This window comes from Streptomyces sp. NPDC005808 (genome assembly GCF_042871385.1).
In the GTDB taxonomy this organism is placed as follows: Bacteria; Actinomycetota; Actinomycetes; order Streptomycetales; family Streptomycetaceae; genus Streptomyces.
Window position 1 is genome coordinate 84,793 of record NZ_JBIAIK010000012.1, and the last position, 17,305, is coordinate 102,097.

At 69.1% G+C, this 17,305-nt stretch carries 12 protein-coding genes and 1 riboswitch; of the genes, 5 read left to right on the forward strand and 7 right to left on the reverse strand.

The annotated features are described in order from the left end of the window. Window positions 1–329 precede the first annotated feature (329 nt). Window positions 330–1,340: a polyprenyl synthetase family protein gene (locus ACFYPC_RS25295; RefSeq protein WP_388680257.1), complete on the reverse strand. Its 1,011-nt coding sequence runs from the start codon at window positions 1,338–1,340 to the stop codon at window positions 330–332. 365 nt (window positions 1,341–1,705) lie between these two features. Here ACFYPC_RS25295 and ACFYPC_RS25300 point away from each other — a divergent pair, with 365 nt between their 5' ends. From ACFYPC_RS25300 to ACFYPC_RS25310, 3 genes are all read left to right on the forward strand, one after another. After that, entirely contained in the window at window positions 1,706–3,214 is a 1,509-nt protein-coding gene (locus ACFYPC_RS25300; RefSeq protein WP_388680260.1) for a peptide MFS transporter, read from the forward strand. Between the two features lie 15 nt (window positions 3,215–3,229). Beyond that, complete coding sequence (locus ACFYPC_RS25305; RefSeq protein WP_388680674.1) at window positions 3,230–5,227, forward strand: CocE/NonD family hydrolase; 1,998 nt, start codon at window positions 3,230–3,232, stop codon at window positions 5,225–5,227. Window positions 5,228–5,659: 432 nt separating this feature from the next. Continuing rightward, window positions 5,660–5,810, forward strand: a riboswitch (cyclic di-AMP (ydaO/yuaA leader). A gap of 4 nt (window positions 5,811–5,814) precedes the next feature. Continuing rightward, a complete protein-coding gene (locus ACFYPC_RS25310) occupies window positions 5,815–6,549 on the forward strand; it encodes a transglycosylase SLT domain-containing protein (RefSeq protein ID WP_388680263.1) in 735 nt (244 codons plus the stop codon). Between the two features lie 303 nt (window positions 6,550–6,852). Here ACFYPC_RS25310 and ACFYPC_RS25315 read toward each other — a convergent pair whose 3' ends face one another. Next, on the reverse strand, window positions 6,853–7,659 hold the full coding sequence (locus ACFYPC_RS25315; RefSeq protein ID WP_388680265.1) for an HAD family hydrolase: 807 nt from the start codon (window positions 7,657–7,659) through the stop codon (window positions 6,853–6,855). On the opposite strand from ACFYPC_RS25315, the gene ACFYPC_RS25320 reads away from it, so the two are divergent. Both ACFYPC_RS25320 and fahA read left to right on the forward strand, forming a co-directional pair. Continuing rightward, window positions 7,658–7,909 (forward strand): hypothetical protein, encoded by a 252-nt coding sequence (locus tag ACFYPC_RS25320; RefSeq protein ID WP_388680267.1) that lies wholly within the window; start codon window positions 7,658–7,660, stop codon window positions 7,907–7,909. The genes ACFYPC_RS25315 and ACFYPC_RS25320 overlap by 2 nt on opposite strands. 274 nt (window positions 7,910–8,183) lie before the next feature. Next, a complete protein-coding gene (gene fahA / locus ACFYPC_RS25325) occupies window positions 8,184–9,422 on the forward strand; it encodes a fumarylacetoacetase (RefSeq protein WP_388680677.1) in 1,239 nt (412 codons plus the stop codon). Here fahA and ACFYPC_RS25330 read toward each other — a convergent pair. From ACFYPC_RS25330 to nuoL, 5 genes are all read right to left on the reverse strand, one after another. After that, window positions 9,406–9,720 carry a hypothetical protein gene (locus ACFYPC_RS25330; RefSeq protein ID WP_388680270.1) on the reverse strand — a complete coding sequence of 105 codons (315 nt, stop codon included), beginning with the start codon at window positions 9,718–9,720 and terminating at the stop codon, window positions 9,406–9,408. The two genes, fahA and ACFYPC_RS25330, sit on opposite strands and share 17 nt — an antisense overlap. 54 nt (window positions 9,721–9,774) lie before the next feature. Further along, window positions 9,775–11,772 carry a DNA helicase RecQ gene (gene recQ, locus ACFYPC_RS25335; RefSeq protein ID WP_388680273.1) on the reverse strand — a complete coding sequence of 666 codons (1,998 nt, stop codon included), beginning with the start codon at window positions 11,770–11,772 and terminating at the stop codon, window positions 9,775–9,777. Between the two features lie 317 nt (window positions 11,773–12,089). After that, complete coding sequence (nuoN, locus tag ACFYPC_RS25340; RefSeq protein ID WP_388680275.1) at window positions 12,090–13,739, reverse strand: NADH-quinone oxidoreductase subunit NuoN; 1,650 nt, start codon at window positions 13,737–13,739, stop codon at window positions 12,090–12,092. Further along, entirely contained in the window at window positions 13,736–15,331 is a 1,596-nt protein-coding gene (locus tag ACFYPC_RS25345; RefSeq protein WP_388680278.1) for an NADH-quinone oxidoreductase subunit M, read from the reverse strand. The genes nuoN and ACFYPC_RS25345 overlap by 4 nt, the downstream gene beginning before the upstream one ends. A gap of 5 nt (window positions 15,332–15,336) precedes the next feature. After that, entirely contained in the window at window positions 15,337–17,301 is a 1,965-nt protein-coding gene (nuoL, locus tag ACFYPC_RS25350) for an NADH-quinone oxidoreductase subunit L (RefSeq protein ID WP_388680281.1), read from the reverse strand. Window positions 17,302–17,305: the final 4 nt, after the last annotated feature.

Sequence of the window (17,305 nt, forward strand, 5' to 3'; positions counted from 1 at the left end):
CAGAGATACGTCAGACCCCGGACTCAACTCCACGTACTCCTGCGGTATGACGTCACGCGATGGTGCCTCTCGCAACCCGTAGGGGTCGGAGGAGACACCGGAGGACACCGGAGGACACCGGAGGACACCGTACGAGGCACCCCCGATCCGATCCGTTCCTTGCGTGGCCGGCGGCTTGGCGCAGCCGACCGAAGTGAAGGCCACCCCGCTCCGGCGGCCTGGTGCAGCCGACCGGAGTGAAGGCCACCCCCCTCCGGCGGCTTGGCGCAGCCGATCGAAGTGAAGGCCACCCCGCTCCGGCGGCCGGGTACAGCCGACCGAAGTGAAGGTCACCCCGCCCGGTGCACCACCGCGTCGCACAGTTCCACCAGCGCCGCCTTCGCATCGCACTCCGGCAGCGGGGCCAGCGCGGCCCGCGCGTCCTCCGCGTACTGCACGGTGTCCCGCCGGGCCTGCTCAAGAGCCGGGTGCGTCCGCAGCCGGGCCAGCGCCTCGGCGTGCCGGGCGTCATCCGTCAGGTCGGAGTCCAGCAGCTCGCACAGCGCGATGTCCTCGGCGAGGCCGAGCCGGGCCACCCGCTCCCGCAACCGCAGCACCGGCATCGTGGGGATACCCTCGCGGAGGTCCGTCCCCGGCGTCTTGCCCGACTCGTGCGAGTCGGACGCGATGTCCAGTACGTCGTCCGCGAGCTGGAAGGCGACACCCAGCCGCTCCCCGTACTGCGTCAGCACATCCACGACGGCCTCGTCGGCCCCCGACATCATCGCGCCGAACCGGCACGCGACCGCGACCAGGGAACCGGTCTTGCCGCTGAGCACGTCGAGATAGTGGTCGACCGGGTCACGGCCGTCGCGCGGGCCCGCGGTCTCCAGGATCTGCCCGGTGACGAGGCGTTCGAAGGCCTCGGCCTGGATGCGGACGGCGTCGGGACCGAGGTCCGCCAGGATGTACGAGGCGCGCGCGAAGAGGAAGTCGCCGGTGAGGACGGCCACCGAATTGCCCCAGCGGGTGTTCGCGCTGGGCACTCCGCGCCGTACGTCCGCCTCGTCCATCACGTCGTCGTGGTACAGCGTGGCGAGATGCGTCAGCTCGACGACCACGGCCGAGGGCACGACACCCGGCGCGTAGGGATCCCCGAACTGCGCGGCGAGCGTCACGAGCAGTGGCCGGAAACGTTTGCCGCCTGCTCGCACGAGGTGCTGCGCGGCCTCCGTGATGAACGGAACCTCGCTCTTGGTGGCTTCGAGCAAACCCTCCTCGACAGCCGCCAATCCGGCCTGGACATCGGCTTCGAGAGCCTGGTCCCGCACGCTCAGCCCGAACGGCCCGACGACGGTCACGAGAGGTTCTCCTGTCTGCTGACGATCACATGGCGAACTCGGTCGATCATTCGGTCGGTGACGCGGTTTGTCGATGTGTCGCTGCCATCACTCAAGTCAGCGTATCCGGTCACGTTTCGATCACCACGAGCGCCCACCGTCCCCATTGCCGACTTCCCTCACGAGTTCCCCCAGGCGCGAGGGACAGTCCACAGCCCGACGAACAGGCAACCGCCACCCGAACGGGAGGCGCCTTCACGTCCGGCGGTGCGACTTCAGGAACGGTATGTTCTTGATCAATTAATACGATCAGATTTAAGTCGATATGCGCCGATTCGCCATACTCCCCTCTCCCCCCGTCAGTGCCCTTGAGGAGACCCGCCGCCGTGTCCCGCAGCACCGTCGAATCCGAGCCAGGCAGCGAGCCGCAGCCGCCCGCCGGGGACGACCACGCCTTCTTCGGCCAGCCCAGGGGGCTGCTCACCCTGTCCGGCCTGGAGGTCTGGGAACGCTTCTCGTTCCTCGGCATGCAGGCGATCCTCGTCCTCTACTTCGCCGACACCATCGCCCACGGCGGCATGGGCATGTCGCCGGGCACTGCCGCCTCCGTGTCGGCCGCGTACGGAACGCTCGTCTACCTGGTCTCGGTCGCCGGTGGCTGGCTCGCCGACCGGATGCTCGGCTCGTACCGCGCGGTCCTGTGGGGCGGCATCCTGATCGCCTGCGGCCACTACTCCATGGCGGTCCCGACGGCCACCATGACCTGGGTCGGCCTGGGGCTGATCAGCGCGGGCACCGGCCTGCTCAAGCCCAACGTCGCCACCATGGTCGGCAAGCTCTACCGCACCGAGGACGAGCGCCGTGACGCCGGGTTCGCCCTCTACTACATGTCGATCAACATCGGCGCCTTCGCGGGCCCGCTCGTCACCGCCTGGCTCGGCGATCACCGGGGCTGGCACTGGGGTTTCTCCGCGGCGGCGGTCGGCATGACGTTCGGCCTGATCCAGTACGTCGCCGGCCGCCGTCACCTGGCCGGACGCAAGCACGCGGCGGAATTCGCCCTCGCCCCCGAAACGATGCGCCGCACGGTCCTGCTGATCGTCCTCGGCGTCCTCGCGGCGGCCGTACTCGCCGCCCTCCTCACCGTGGCCGGCTATCTGACGATGGACCGCTTCGTCGACCTGCTCACCCTCATCTCGGTGATCGCGCCGGCCGTCTACTTCGCGGTGATGTTCAGAAGCCCCCGCGTGACGGACCCCGAACGCGGCCACCTGCGCCCGTACATCGTCCTCTTCCTCGCCTCGACCGTCTTCAACTTCATCCTCTTCCAGGCGTACTCGACGATGATGCTGCTCGCCGCGTCGAACGCCGAGAGCAGGATCCTCGGTTACGACTTCCCGGCCGGCTGGTACGCCTCCGCGCTCGGCGCCTTCGAGGTCGCCCTCGCGCCCGTCGTCGCCGCGCTGTGGGTCAGGATGGGCCGCAACCAGCCGCACGCCTCCAACAAGATCGCGATCGGCGTCGTACTCGGCGGGCTGTCCTTCCTCCTGATCGTGCTGCCGACGAGCGGCCACAGCAGTGACGACTACCTGATGTCGGCCTGGTGGATCGTCGGCTCGTACCTGCTGCTCGGCCTCGGCGACATCCTCCTCGAAACGTCCGGCATGTCCGCCACCACCAAGCTCGCCCCCGTCGCCTTCTCCAGCCAGACGATGTCCCTCTGGTTCCTGTCCCTCGCGCTCGCCAACGGCATCCAGGCGCAGACCGTGAAGCTCTACGACGACGTCTCCAAGCCGGCCTACTTCGGCGTCAACGGCGCGATCGCGGTGGCCGCCGGCCTCGCCGTGATGGCACTCGCGCCCTGGCTGCGCCGCACGATGCACCCCGTCCACTGAGGTGACCCCATGAGCATGCACATCCGTACGTCCTTCCCCTACCAGTCCGCTCACGAGGACGTCCTCATCCCCCTCCCGGACGGCACGCGTCTGTACGCCCGCATCTGGCGCCCCCTGACCGAAGAACCCGTACCGGCGCTCCTCGAATACCTCCCGTACCGCCTCACGGACTGGACCGCGCCGCGCGACTGGCAACGCCATCCCTGGTACGCCGGCCACGGCTACGCCTCCGTCCGCGTGGACGTCCGCGGCCACGGCAACTCGGAGGGCATGCCGGGGGACGAGTACTCGGAGGTGGAGCTGGCCGACGGGGTGGAGGTGGTCCACTGGCTCGCGTCCCAGCCCTGGTGCTCGGGCCGGGTCGGCATGTTCGGCATCTCCTGGGGCGGCTTCAACTCCCTGCAGATCGCGGCCCTCGCGCCCGAGCCGCTCAAGGCGGTCGTCACGGTCTGCTCGACGGACGACCGCTACGACAACGACGTGCACTACATGGGCGGTTCCGTCCTCGCCGTCGACATGCACGCCTGGGCGGCCACGATGCTCGCCTTCGTCGCCCGCCCGCCGGACCCGGTGCACGTCGGCGAGGTGATGTGGCACGACCTGTGGGTGAAACGGCTGGCGGCGGTCGAGCCGTACCTCCACACCTGGCTGTCGCACCAGACCCGGGACGCGTACTGGAAGCACGGCAGCGTCTGCGAGGACTACGACGCGATCCAGGCCGCTGTCCTGGCGGTGGGCGGCTGGCACGACCCGTACCGGGACACGGTGTTGCGGCTGGTCGAGAATCTGCCACCGGATCGCGTACGGGGCCTGATCGGCCCCTGGTCGCACCAGTACCCCGACAGGGGCCTGCCCCCCGGCCCCGCGATCGGCTTCCTCCAGGAGACCCTGCGCTGGTGGGACCACTGGCTGCGCGACGGGGACACCGGCGTGATGGCGGAACCGCTCCTGCGCTCGTACGTCATGGACTCGCACCGCCCGGCAACGGTGTACGACACGTTGCCGGGCCGCTGGGTGGGCGACGAGGCCTGGCCGTCCCCCTCCGTGACACCGGTCTCGTACGGCCTCCCGGGCACATCGCTGCTGATCCGCTCGCCGCAGCACACAGGCGTCGACGCGGGTCGGTTCTTCCCCTTCGGGAACGACGCGGATCTGCCGCCGGACCAGCGGGAGGAGGACGGGCGGTCAGCGTGCTTCGACTTCGAAGTACCCCACGAGACATGGGTGTTGGGCCGTCCGAAGGTGCGCTTGCGGCTGACTTCGGAGGTCGGGCGCGGCCAGGTGATCGCCCGGCTCTGCGACGTGGCGCCCGACGGCTCCTCCACGCTCGTCACCCGGGGGGTACTGAATCTGTCGGCGCGCCATGGCCGTCACCAGACGGTCCCCTGGAAACCGGGCTCCACGGAGGACGTGGTTCTCGAACTGAACGGCATCGGTTACGCGTTCCCGCCCGGTCACCGGATCCGTCTCGCGATCTCCTCCGCCTACTGGCCCTGGATCTGGCCCCAGCCGGGCTCGGAGGCGGGCTTCACCCTGGACCCGGCGGGCAGCACCCTCGAACTTCCACTACGGGCAAGGCAGTCGGCGTTCCCGATCTCCTTCGAGGAGCCGGAGGAGTCCGAACCCCTGGGAGTGGTCGTGCCGGCGACTTTGGACGAACCCCGCCCCGAACGCCTTGTCGTGCGCGACGTGGCCAAGGGCGAGTGGCGCCTCGAAGTCGACCCCCGCTACGGCGGTACCCGCCTCTATCCCGACGGACTCGAATTCACGGAGGACGCGGTGGAGACGTACACGATCAACGAGTCGGATCCGCTGTCGGCCCGCACCCGCTCGACATGGTCGATCCGTCTGCATCGCCCGGACCTGCCGTGGGACGCGCGGGTCCGGGCGACTTCCGAAATCTCCTGCGACGCCGATGACTTCATCACCTCGAACGAGGTGATCTGCCGGGACGGGGACGAGGTGGTCTTCCACCGGACTTGGGAGAAGAGGATCCCGCGGACGGCGGGGTAGGCGGCGGCGGAGTCCTCCGCCGGCAGCGGGGGCCGGTCGACAGGGGGACCGGTTGGCCGGGGGGACCGGTCGGCAGGGGGACCGGTCGGCCGGGGAGACCGGTCGGCAGCAGGGCAGCGGCCACCACCGCGAGTTGCCCGTATTGACCCTGATTGACTTCGGTGCCGCTTTGTTCATGCTTGGTCGCGTGAAATGGGTCACGTCCGGACAAGATCGACACCCCGGCCCGCCCCGCAAGGCCTCGCAATTACCCATTCGCGAAAGCCAAGTTGAGTTTCTTATTCCGGGCACAATCGGACGATTCCCCCTGTTCTGTGCGCAGGCGAAAGCGATCTACACCGCCAAATCGGGCCTTGTTCCAGACATGTGCTCTCGCATACGTTCACGTCGTTCCAGGCGGAACGCCGAATCCTGCCGCCGCCCGGAACCCCACCCATCCAGACGCTCACGGCAGGAGCGGGGGACCCAGGTAAGCCGCCGATCCGGACACCGGAACGGCTAGGGGTGAAGCCGCACCCACCACGCGGCCGGGCAGCTCCCGCCCGAACCCGACAGCTCACCTCGCAGGCGCCGGAGAGGAATTCGCCATGCCCGCACGAGGCAAGCACCGCCGCCCCAGGACCAGCCACCTCACCCGCGGCATGGTCGCCGCCGGAACGGGCGGAGCCGCGCTCGCACTTCCCCTGGTGAGCGCGACCGGCGCGCACGCCGCTACCGCGACCAGTGTTCCGGCTCAGGCAACCGCCGCGACGAAGGCCGCTCCGGCCGCCGTCCCCGACGTCAAGCTCGTCACGTACAAGGTCGTCGCGGGCGACACCCTGTCCAAGATCGCGCGGGAACACACCACGGACGCCGGCTGGCAGGCGCTCTACAAGGCCAACGCCGCGGTCATCGGCTCCGACCCGGCGCTGCTCCGCCCGGGCACCACCCTGACCGTGGGTACGAAGTCCGGGGCGTCGACCGCCTCGACCGCCAAGTCCGCGGCTACTCCTGCGACCTACAGCAACGATCTCGACGGCTGGATCAAGGAGTCCCTGGCCGTCATGGCCGAGTCCGGGATCCCGGGTACCTACGACGGCATCTACCGCAACATCATGCGCGAGTCCGCGGGCAACCCCGCCGCCATCAACAACTGGGACTCCAACGCCGCCGCAGGCACCCCCTCCAAGGGTCTTCTCCAGGTCATCGACCCGACCTTCGCCGCCTACCACGTGGCCGGCACCTCGATGGACCCCTACGACCCGGTCGCGAACATCACGGCGGCCTGCAACTACGCCGCGGACAAGTACGGCTCGATCGACAACGTCAACGGACCCTACTGACAGGGCAGTTCAGACGTACGTACGACTGTGATGGGGTCTGCCCCGGGCAAGCGGGCTCGCCCGGGGCAGACCCACCCGCGCCGCCCCCCGGCGCCGCAACCGGCAACCCCCACGCCGGATTCCCACGTCGAGTGCTCAGACGGGACAACCACGCCGGATTCCCATGTCGAGCGCTCAGACCGAATGGCCGGGCGCGGAAACCCAGGCGGGAAACCCGGGCGGGAGGGCCGGGCGCGGAAACCCAGGCCGGATGGCCGGGCCGGATGGCCGGGCCGGATGGCCGGGCCGGATTCCTAAGGGCCGCTAGCTGAAAAGTCGCTCGAGGACCACCGCGATCCCGTCCTCCTCGTTCGACAGCGTCACCTCATCCGCCACCGCCTTCAGCTCCGGATGGGCATTGGCCATGGCCACGCCCCGCCCGGCCCAGTCGAACATGGGGATGTCGTTGGGCATGTCGCCGAAAGCGATCGTGGCGGAGGCGGTGAGACCGAGGTGACGGGCGGCAAGGGCCAGACCCGTCGCCTTGGTCACGCCACATGGCTGGAGTTCGACGGTCCCCGGCCCCGACATGGTGACGGTCGCCAGCGAACCAGCCACCGCCCGCGCCGTCATCGCCAACTCGTCGTCCGACAGGAACGGGTGACGGAGCAACACCTTGCTGATCGGTTCCGCCCACAGGTCGTCGCGCCGCCGCACCCGCACCGCCGGGAGGGTCGGGTGCGGCATCACATACCCCGGCTCGGTGAGCGTGAGTCCGTCCACACCGTCCTGGTCCACGGCCGCGTAGACCTGCCCGACCTCCGCCTCGATCTTGCCGAGCGCCGTCTCGGCCAGCTCCCTGTCCAGGGCCACCGACCACAGCAGACGGTCCGCCCCCGCGTCGTACAACTGTGCCCCCTGCCCACACACCGCCAGCCCCTGACCGCCGAGTTCATCGAGCAGCGGTCGCACCCTCGGCGCGGGCCGCCCCGTCACCACCAGATGCCGGGCACCTGCTGCCATGGCCTTCGCCAACGCGGCCCGCGACCGGTCGGAGAGCGTGTCGTCGCCGCGCAGCAGCGTTCCGTCCAGATCGGTGGCGATAAGTGAATATGCAGTCGGAGCGGCCATGATCCGAAGAATACGGATCGAACGACACATCGGCCCGGCGCGAACCGGACGACGTCCGGTATCCCGTCAGCAACGCCGTTCACCGCACGGGGACTACGAGCGCCACGAGCGGTACGGCAACCGCCTCCTGGGCATCTACGACGCCTACCGTGGCCACAACCTGTCCGGCGACGCGCTGTGCGAGTTCGGCGAACAGCGCCGGCCGTACGAGGCCAGACGGCCGCCCCCGGGAGCGCCATGGACAGCGTAACTGGACACCCTCGAAAGAGACTTATGGGGCATTACGAACCCGCCAGCCCGCTGTCGGATCAAGTTCACCCCCCGTAACGTGTGCCGCGCCCAAACAGAACACCTGGAACCCGTGGACGCCACGGATCACGCAGACCACGCGTTCCACAAACTCCACCTGCCACCAGATCTCCCGCATGTCCTGCATACCCTGCATGTCTTACATGACCCGCATGTTCTGCATGTTCTGCATATCGCGTACGTACCCCGCAAGCCACGAGAGCGAGGCACCCCCGATGCCCCCCTTCGATGTCCCAGAGAGCGATCCCTTCGGCCCGCACAACCTGCCGTACGGGGTGTTCTCCCTGAACGACCCGCCCCCGAACGGCCCGGCCACCGCCACCGATCGAACCGTCGGTGTCCGCCTCGGCGACCACGTACTCGACGCGGGCGCGGCTGCCCGGGCACTCGGCTCCCCGTACGCGGAGCTGCTCGCCCGACCGACCCTGAACCCCCTCCTCTCAGCCGGCCGCACCGCCTGGTCCGACGTCCGCCGCGCCCTCACCGCATGGGTGACGGTCCCGGCTCACCGCGAGACCCTCGAACCCCACCTCCACCCCCTCTCCGGGGTGACCCTGCACCTCCCCTTCGAGGTCGCGGACTACGTCGACTTCTACGCCTCCGAGAACCACACCCGGAACGTCGGCCAGATCTTCCGCCCCGACGCAGCCGACTCCCTCACCCCCAACTGGAAGCACCTGCCCATCGGCTATCACGGCAGGTCCGGCACCATCGTGGTGTCAGGAACGGACGTGGTACGCCCCTCGGGCCAGCGCAAGGCACCCGCTGACGCGACCCCCGTCTTCGGCCCCTCCGTCCGGCTGGACATCGAGGCGGAGGTCGGCTTCGTGGTCGGCGCCCCCTCGGCCATGGGCACCCCCGTCCCCCTCGCCGGCTTCCCCGACCACGTCTTCGGCCTGTGCCTCCTCAACGACTGGTCGGCGCGCGACATCCAGGCCTGGGAGTACGTCCCCCTCGGCCCCTTCCTGGGCAAGTCGTTCGCCACCTCGGTGTCCGCGTGGATCACCCCGCTCGACGCCCTGACCGACGCCCGGGTCGCACCCCCCTCACGCACGCACCCCCTCCTCCCCTACCTGGACGACTCCGCGGAGGAACCGGGCGGCTACGACCTCCGCATCTCCGTCGCCATCAACGGCCACGTCGTCTCCGAGCCCCCCTTCTCCACCATGTACTGGACGGCCGCCCAGCAGTTGGCCCACATGACGATCAACGGCGCCTCCCTCCGCACGGGCGACCTCTACGGCTCCGGAACGGTGAGCGGCCCCTCCGACTCCGAGCGCGGCTCCCTCCTCGAACTCACCTGGAACGGACGGGACACCCTCGACCTCCCCACCGGCAAGCGCACCTTCCTGGAGGACGGCGACGAGGTGACACTGACAGCGTGGGCTCCGGGACCGGGCGGCGCGCGCGTGGGCCTGGGCGAGGTAACGGGACGAATCACGCCGAGCACCTGAGCGTCTCCCCGACCCGCAGGGGTCCGACGAGCCCCACGCCCCCAAAGCCGGAGTCGAAGCCGCAGTCGAAGTCGGAGTCGGAGTCGAAGCCGGAATCGGACTCGCAGCCGGAGCCGGCTCCGGAGCCGCGGTCGCGGTCGCAGTCGCAGTCGCAGTCGCAGTCGCAGTCGCAGTCGCCCAACCACGGAAGGGGCCGTGCCGGTACGTCCAGATGCTCGTCGCGTACGTTCGCGTCACCGGACCCCTCGCCTCCTGCCCAACGTCTGATCCGGCGGCGACGAGCGGGACGTACCGGCACGGCCCCGACCCACCCACGGCCCGCCCGCTCGATGGCAGACCCCACCCCGGAGAGCTACCCCCAGTCCTCCGGCTCGGGCTCCTCCCCCATCTCCGGCCAGTCCTGATCCGGAGCCTCGCCGACCGCTTGAGCCACCGCTTCCCCGGAAGCGTCGGCAGCACCCCCAAGCACATCAAGCCCTCCGAGCACCCCCAACACCCCCTCCCCCCACGTCGCCAGCTTCTTCTCGCCGACGCCGCTGATCGTCCCCAACTCAGCCACCGACTTGGGCCACACCGTGGCAATCTCCCGCAGCGTCGCATCATGGAAGATGACGTACGCCGGAACGCCCTGCTCGCGAGCCTGCTCGGCACGCCAGGCCCGCAGGGCCTCGAATGCGGGGACCAACTCCGGTGCCAGCTCGGCCACCGCGGCCTTGGCCTTCTTCTCGCCCCGGGAGGAGGACGCACGGGCACCCACAGGCTTCGGCGGCTCCTTCCGCAACGGCACCTCCCGCTCGCGCCGCAGCACCGTCCCACTCTCCTCGGTCAGCACCAGCGTCCCGTACTCGCCCTCGACGGCAAGCAGCCCCTGCGCCAGCAACTGCCGTACGACGCCCCGCCATTCGTTCTCGGACAGATCCTCACCGATCCCGAACACGGACAGCTGGTCGTGATCGAACTGGATCACCTTGGCGGTCCGGCGCCCGAGCAGGATGTCGACGATCTGGACCGCACCGAACTTCTGCCCGCGCTCACGCTGCAACCGCACCACCGTGGACAGCAGCTTCTGGGCCGCGACCGTACCGTCCCAGGTCTCGGGCGGCGTCAGGCACGTGTCGCAGTTGCCGCACGCGGGAGTGTGCGGGTCCTGGCCGAAGTAGGCCAGGAGCTGGGAGCGCCGGCACTGGGCCGTCTCGCACAGGGCCAGCATCGATTCCAGGTGGGCGGCCGCCCGTCGGCGGAACGCCTCGTCGCCCTCCGAGCCCTGGATCATCTTGCGCTGCTGGACCACGTCCTGAAGCCCGTAGGCCATCCAGGCCGTGGACGGCAGTCCGTCGCGACCCGCTCGGCCCGTCTCCTGGTAGTAACCCTCCACCGACTTCGGCAGATCGAGGTGGGCGACGAACCGTACGTCCGGCTTGTCGATGCCCATGCCGAACGCGATGGTGGCGACCACGACCAGGCCCTCTTCGCGCAGGAACCTCGACTGGTGGCGCGCGCGGGTCCCCGCGTCCAGACCCGCGTGATAGGGCACGGCCTCGATGCCGTTGCGGGAGAGGAACTCGGCCGTCGTGTCCACCGACTTGCGCGAGAGGCAGTAGACGATGCCCGCGTCGCCTGCGTGCTCCTCGCGCAGGAAGGACAGCAGCTGCTTCCTGGGGTCGGCCTTCGGCACTATCCGGTACTGGATGTTGGGGCGGTCGAAGCTCGCCTCGAAGTGCCGGGCGTCCGGCATGCCCAGGCGCTGGGTGATCTCCTTGTGCGTGGCGCGCGTGGCCGTGGCCGTCAGCGCGATCCGCGGCACGTCAGGCCAGCGCTCACCCAGCACCGAGAGCGCCAGGTAGTCGGGGCGGAAGTCGTGCCCCCACTGGGCGACGCAGTGCGCCTCGTCGATCGCGAAGACCGAGATCTTCCCGCGTGACAGCAAGTCCAGCGTCGTGTCCAGACGCAGCCGCTCCGGAGCGAGGTAGATCAGGTCGAGCTCCCCCGCGAGGAACTCCGCCTCGACCGTCCGCCGCTCGTCGAAGTCCTGCGTCGAGTTCATGAAGCCGGCGCGCACGCCCAGCGCCCGCAGCGCGTCCACCTGGTCCTGCATCAGCGCGATGAGCGGGGAGACCACGACGCCCGTACCAGGTCTGACCAGGGCCGGAATCTGGTAGCAGAGCGACTTTCCGCCGCCGGTCGGCATCAGGACGACCGAGTCACCGCCCATCACCACATGGTCGATGATCGCTTCCTGTTCACCACGGAAGGCGTCATACCCGAAGACCCGGTGAAGCGTGGCCAGCGCCTCGCTGTCGCCCAGCGTCTCCGTCGCACCCGCTTCGGTCATCACACTCGTCCCACCCATCGCCCGTCCCCCGTCCGTCGTACTTCGCCCACGACAGCCACCTTAGGCCTCCGCGCCGACAGCCTCTGAGTTATCCACAGGCCGCCCCTCGGACCGCCCTCAAGGCCGCCACCGCCATCGCCCTCTGCGGACTACACCCTCCACGCGTGGATCTACGAGCCCAACAACAGGCTTCAGGCTTCCCCTTCCCCGTATGTGAGGCGTGACAAGGGTGAGCGGCCTGTTCGCCGCCGTGCAATCGGGCGGCGAGGGGCCCCTGAAAACGCGTCGGACCCGCTCCCCGAGGGGAGCGGGTCCCGCCGCCTGCTCGGCCCGGCTCAGCGCACGAACACCCCTGCCTGACCCGCCAGGTCCAGGAAGTACTGCGGTGCCACACCCAGCACCAGCGTGACCGCCACGCCCACCCCGATCGCCGTCATGGTCAGCGGCGACGGCACGGCGACCGTCGGGCCGTCCGGCCGCGGCTCGCTGAAGAACATGAGCACGATCACGCGGATGTAGAAGAACGCCGCGATCGCCGACGAGATCACACCGACCACGACCAGCGCGCCCGCGCCACCCTCCGCCGCCGCCTTGAACACGGCGAACTTCCCGGCGAATCCGGAGGTCAGCGGGATTCCGGCGAAGGCCAGCAGGAAGACCGCGAACACGGCTGCCACCAGCGGAGACCTGCGCCCGAGCCCGGCCCACTTGGACAGGTGCGTCGCCTCTCCGCCCGCGTCCCGCACCAGCGTCACCACGGCGAACGCGCCGATCGTGACGAACGAGTACGCACCGAGGTAGAAGAGCACCGACGAGACGCCGTCCGGCGAGGTCGCGATGACACCCGCGAGGATGAAGCCGGCGTGCGCGATGGACGAGTACGCCAGCAGCCGCTTGATGTCGGTCTGCGTGATCGCGACGATCGCACCGCCCAGCATCGTGACGACCGCGACGGCCATCATGACCGGCCGCCAGTCCCAGCGCAGGCCGGGCAGGACGACGTACAGCAGGCGCAGCAGCGCGCCGAAGGCGGCCACCTTCGTCGCGGCGGCCATGAAGCCGGTGACCGGTGTCGGCGCGCCCTGGTAGACGTCCGGGGTCCACATGTGGAACGGCACCGCGCCGACCTTGAACAGCAGGCCCATGACGACCATCGCGACGCCGATGAGGAGCAACGCGTCGTTGCCCATGGTGTCGGCGAGCGCCGGGTCGACGTTCTGGATGGTGCCGTCGACGACCTGGGAGATAGTGGCGTACGACACCGAGCCCGCGTAGCCGTACAGCAGGGCGATGCCGAAGAGTGTGAACGCGGACGCGAAGGCGCCGAGCAGGAAGTACTTGACGGCCGCTTCCTGTGACAGGAGCCGCTTGCGGCGGGCCACGGCGCACAGGAGGTACAGCGGAAGCGAGAAGACTTCCAGCGCGATGAACAGCGTCAGCAGGTCGTTGGCCGCCGGGAAGATCAGCATGCCGCCGACCGCGAAGAGCAGGAGCGGGAACACCTCGGTGGTGGTGAACCCGGCCTTCACGGCGGCCTTTTCGCTGTCGCTGCCGGGTACGGACGCGGCCTGCGCGGCGAACGAGTCGACCCGGTTGCCGTGCGCCGCCGGATCGAGCCGCCGCTCGGCGAAGGTGAACACGCCGAGCAGTCCGGCAAGGAGGATCGTGCCCTGGAGGAACAGTGCGGGCCCGTCGACGGCGATCGCGCCCATGGCCGCGATGTGCGCCTTCGTGGTGCCGTATCCGCCGGCCGCGAGCGCAACGACCGCGGCGAACGCGGCGGCGAGTGCGACGGCGGACACGAACACCTGGACGTAGTAACGGGACTTGCGCGGGACGAACGCCTCGACCAACACTCCGATGATCGCCGCCCCGATGACGATCAAGGTGGGCGACAATTGCCCGTATTCGATCTTCGGCGCGTCGATCTTCGCGATCGGGTCGGCTGCGGTTGTCCACAGGCTGTGGACGGCTACTGTACTCACTTGGCCGCCTCCACCTCGGGCTGGGGGTCCGTTTTATGGACGTCTGACATGGTCTGCTTGACCGCCGGGTTGACGATGTCGGTGAGCGGCTTCGGGTAGACGCCCAGGAAGATCAGCAGGGCGATCAGCGGGGTGACGACCAGAAGTTCACGCACCCTGAGGTCGGGCAACGCCGCCACCTGTGGCTTCACCGGGCCGGTCATCGTCCGCTGGTAGAGGACGAGGGTGTACAGCGCGGCGAGGACGATGCCGAAGGTGGCGATGATGCCGACGGCCGGATAGCGCGCGAACACGCCGACCAGGACCAGGAATTCACTCACGAAGGGCGCGAGCCCGGGGAGCGAGAGAGTCGCCAGGCCGCCGATCAGGAAGGTGCCCGCGAGCACCGGGGCGACTTTCTGCACCCCTCCGTAGTCGGCGATCAGACGCGAACCGCGCCGCGAGATCAGGAAACCCGCCACCAGCATCAGGGCGGCGGTCGAGATCCCGTGGTTGACCATGTAGAGCGTCGCGCCCGACTGGCCCTGGCTGGTCATCGCGAAGATGCCCAGGATGATGAACCCGAAGTGCGAGATCGAGGCGTACGCCACCAGGCGCTTGATGTCCCGCTGGCCGACCGCGAGCAGCGCCCCGTAGATGATGCTGATGAGCGCCAGTACGAGGATGACGGGCGTCGCCCACTTCGAGGCCTCCGGGAAGAGCTGGAGGCAGTAGCGGAGCATCGCGAAGGTGCCGACCTTGTCGACGACCGCCGTGATCAGTACCGCGACCGGGGCCGTGGCCTCTCCCATGGCGTTGGGCAGCCAGGTGTGCAGCGGCCACAGCGGCGCTTTCACCGCGAACGCGAAGAAGAAGCCCAGGAAGAGCCATCGCTCCGTGTTGGTCGCCATCTCGAACGAGCCGTTGGCCCGGGCGTCGGCGATCTCCTGGAGCGAGAAGTTTCCGGCCACCACATAGAGACCGATTACGGCGGCCAGCATGATCAGGCCGCCGGCCAGGTTGTAGAGGAGGAACTTCACGGCGGCGTACGACCGTTGGGTGGCCGCCACTTCGTCGCCGTGTTCGTGGGCCTTGTCCCCGAAGCCGCCGATGAGGAAGTACATCGGGATGAGCATGGCTTCGAAGAAGATGTAGAAGAGGAAGACGTCGGTGGCCTCGAAGGAGATGATCACCATCGCCTCGACGGCCAGGATCAGGGCGAAGAAGCCCTGCGTCGGCCGCCAGCGGCCCGCAGCGAAGCTGCCAAGAGATTCAGCGCCCGTCTCGTGCGGGTCGGCGTCGTGCCAGCCCGCCAGGATGATGAACGGGATCAGCAGCGCGGTCAGCGCGACGAGCGCCACGCCGATGCCGTCCACGCCCAGCTCGTACCGCACCCCGAAGTCCGCGATCCAGGCGTGGGATTCGGTGAGCTGGTAGCGGCCGCCGTCGGGATCGAAGCGGACCAGGACCACGATCGCCAGCACCAGGGTGGCCAGTGAGACGAGCAGCGCCAGCCACTTGGCGGCGACTCTTTGCGCGGCCGGCACAGCGGCCGTGGCGATCGCCCCGAGGGCCGGGAGCGCCGCCGTCGCTGTCAGCAGAGGAAACGACATCGGTATCAGACCGCCCTCATCAGCAGGGTCGCGGCGATGAGAATCGCCGCACCGCCGAACATCGAGACCGCGTACGACCGTGCGTACCCGTTCTGCAGCTTGCGGAGGCGGCCGGAGAGGCCGCCCATCGAGGCCGCCGTGCCGTTGACGACGCCGTCGACCAGGGTGTGGTCGACGTACACCAGGGAGCGGGTGAGGTGCTCCCCGCCGCGCACCAGCACGACGTGGTTGAAGTCGTCCTGGAGCAGGTCACGCCGGGCCGCCCGGGTGAGCAGCGAACCGCGCGGGGCGACGGCCGGGACGGAACGGCGACCGTACTGGGCGTACGCGGTTGCGACGCCGATGACGAGCACCACCATGGTGGCCAGGGTGACCGTCGTGGCGCTGATGGGTGCGTGCCCGTGGTCGTGTCCGGTGATCGGCTCCAGCCAGTGCAGGAACCGGTCGCCGACGCTGAACAGGCCGCCCGCGAAGACCGACCCGAAGGCGAGCACGATCATCGGAATCGTCATCGACTTGGGCGACTCGTGCGGGTGTGGCTCGGCGTGCTCGCCGCGGTGCTCGGCCGCGGGCTCCACGCTCGGCTCGGCCGGGGACGCGGTCGGCGCGTTGCGCCAGCGCTCCTCGCCGAAGAACGTCATCAGCATCACGCGCGTCATGTAGTACGCGGTGATCGCCGCGCCCAGCAGGGCCGCACCGCCGAGGATCCAGCCCTCGGTGCCACCCTTGGCGAAGGCCGCCTCGATGATCTTGTCCTTGGAGAAGAAGCCGGACAGGCCGGGGAAGCCGATGATGGCGAGGTAGCCGAGGCCGAAGGTGACGAAGGTGATCGGCATGTACTTCCGCAGGCCGCCGTACTTCCTCATGTCGACCTCGTCGTTCATGCCGTGCATGACCGAGCCGGCGCCGAGGAAGAGCCCGGCCTTGAAGAAGCCGTGCGTCACCAGGTGCATGATCGCGAAGACGTAGCCGATGGGGCCGAGCCCTGCGGCCAGCACCATGTAGCCGATCTGCGACATCGTCGACCCGGCGAGCGCCTTCTTGATGTCGTCCTTGGCGCAACCGACGATCGCACCGAAGAGGAGCGTGACGGCGCCGACCACGGTGACGACGAGTTGTGCGTCCGGCGCCGCGTTGAAGATCGCGCCGGAGCGGACGATCAGGTACACGCCCGCGGTCACCATCGTCGCGGCGTGGATGAGGGCCGAGACCGGAGTCGGGCCCTCCATCGCGTCACCGAGCCAGGACTGCAGCGGCACCTGGGCGGACTTGCCGCAGGCCGCGAGCAGCAGCATCAACGCGACGGCCGTGAGCTTGCCCTCGGTGGCGTCGCCGACGAGTCCCGGCTCCTCATGGGTGCCGAGCAACGGTCCGAAGGCAAAGGTCCCGAAGGTCGTGAACATCAGCATGATGGCGATCGAAAGGCCCATGTCGCCGACGCGGTTGACCAGGAAGGCCTTCTTCGCGGCGGTGGCGGCGCTGGGCTTGTGCTGCCAGAAGCCGATCAGCAGGTACGAGGCGAGGCCCACGCCCTCCCAGCCGACGTACAGCAGCAGGTAGTTGTCGGCGAGGACGAGCAGCAGCATCGCCGCCAGGAACAGGTTCAGATAGCCGAAGAAGCGGCGGCGCCGCTCGTCGTGCTCCATGTACCCGATCGAGTACAGGTGGATCAGCGAGCCGACGCCGGTGATCAGCAGCACGAACGTCATCGACAGCTGGTCCAGCTGGAAGGCGACGTCCGCCTGGAAGCCCTCGACGGGGATCCAGCTGAACAGGTGCTGGCCGATGGCCCGGTGCTCGGCGTCCTTGCCCAGCATGTCGGCGAAGAGGATCGCGCCGATCACGAAGGAGGAGGCCGCGAGGGCGGTGCCGATCCAGTGGCCGACGGCATCCAGCCGCCGCCCGCCGCACAGCAGTACGGCCGCTCCGAGCAGAGGCGCCGCTACGAGCAGCGCAATCAGGTTGTCCACGATT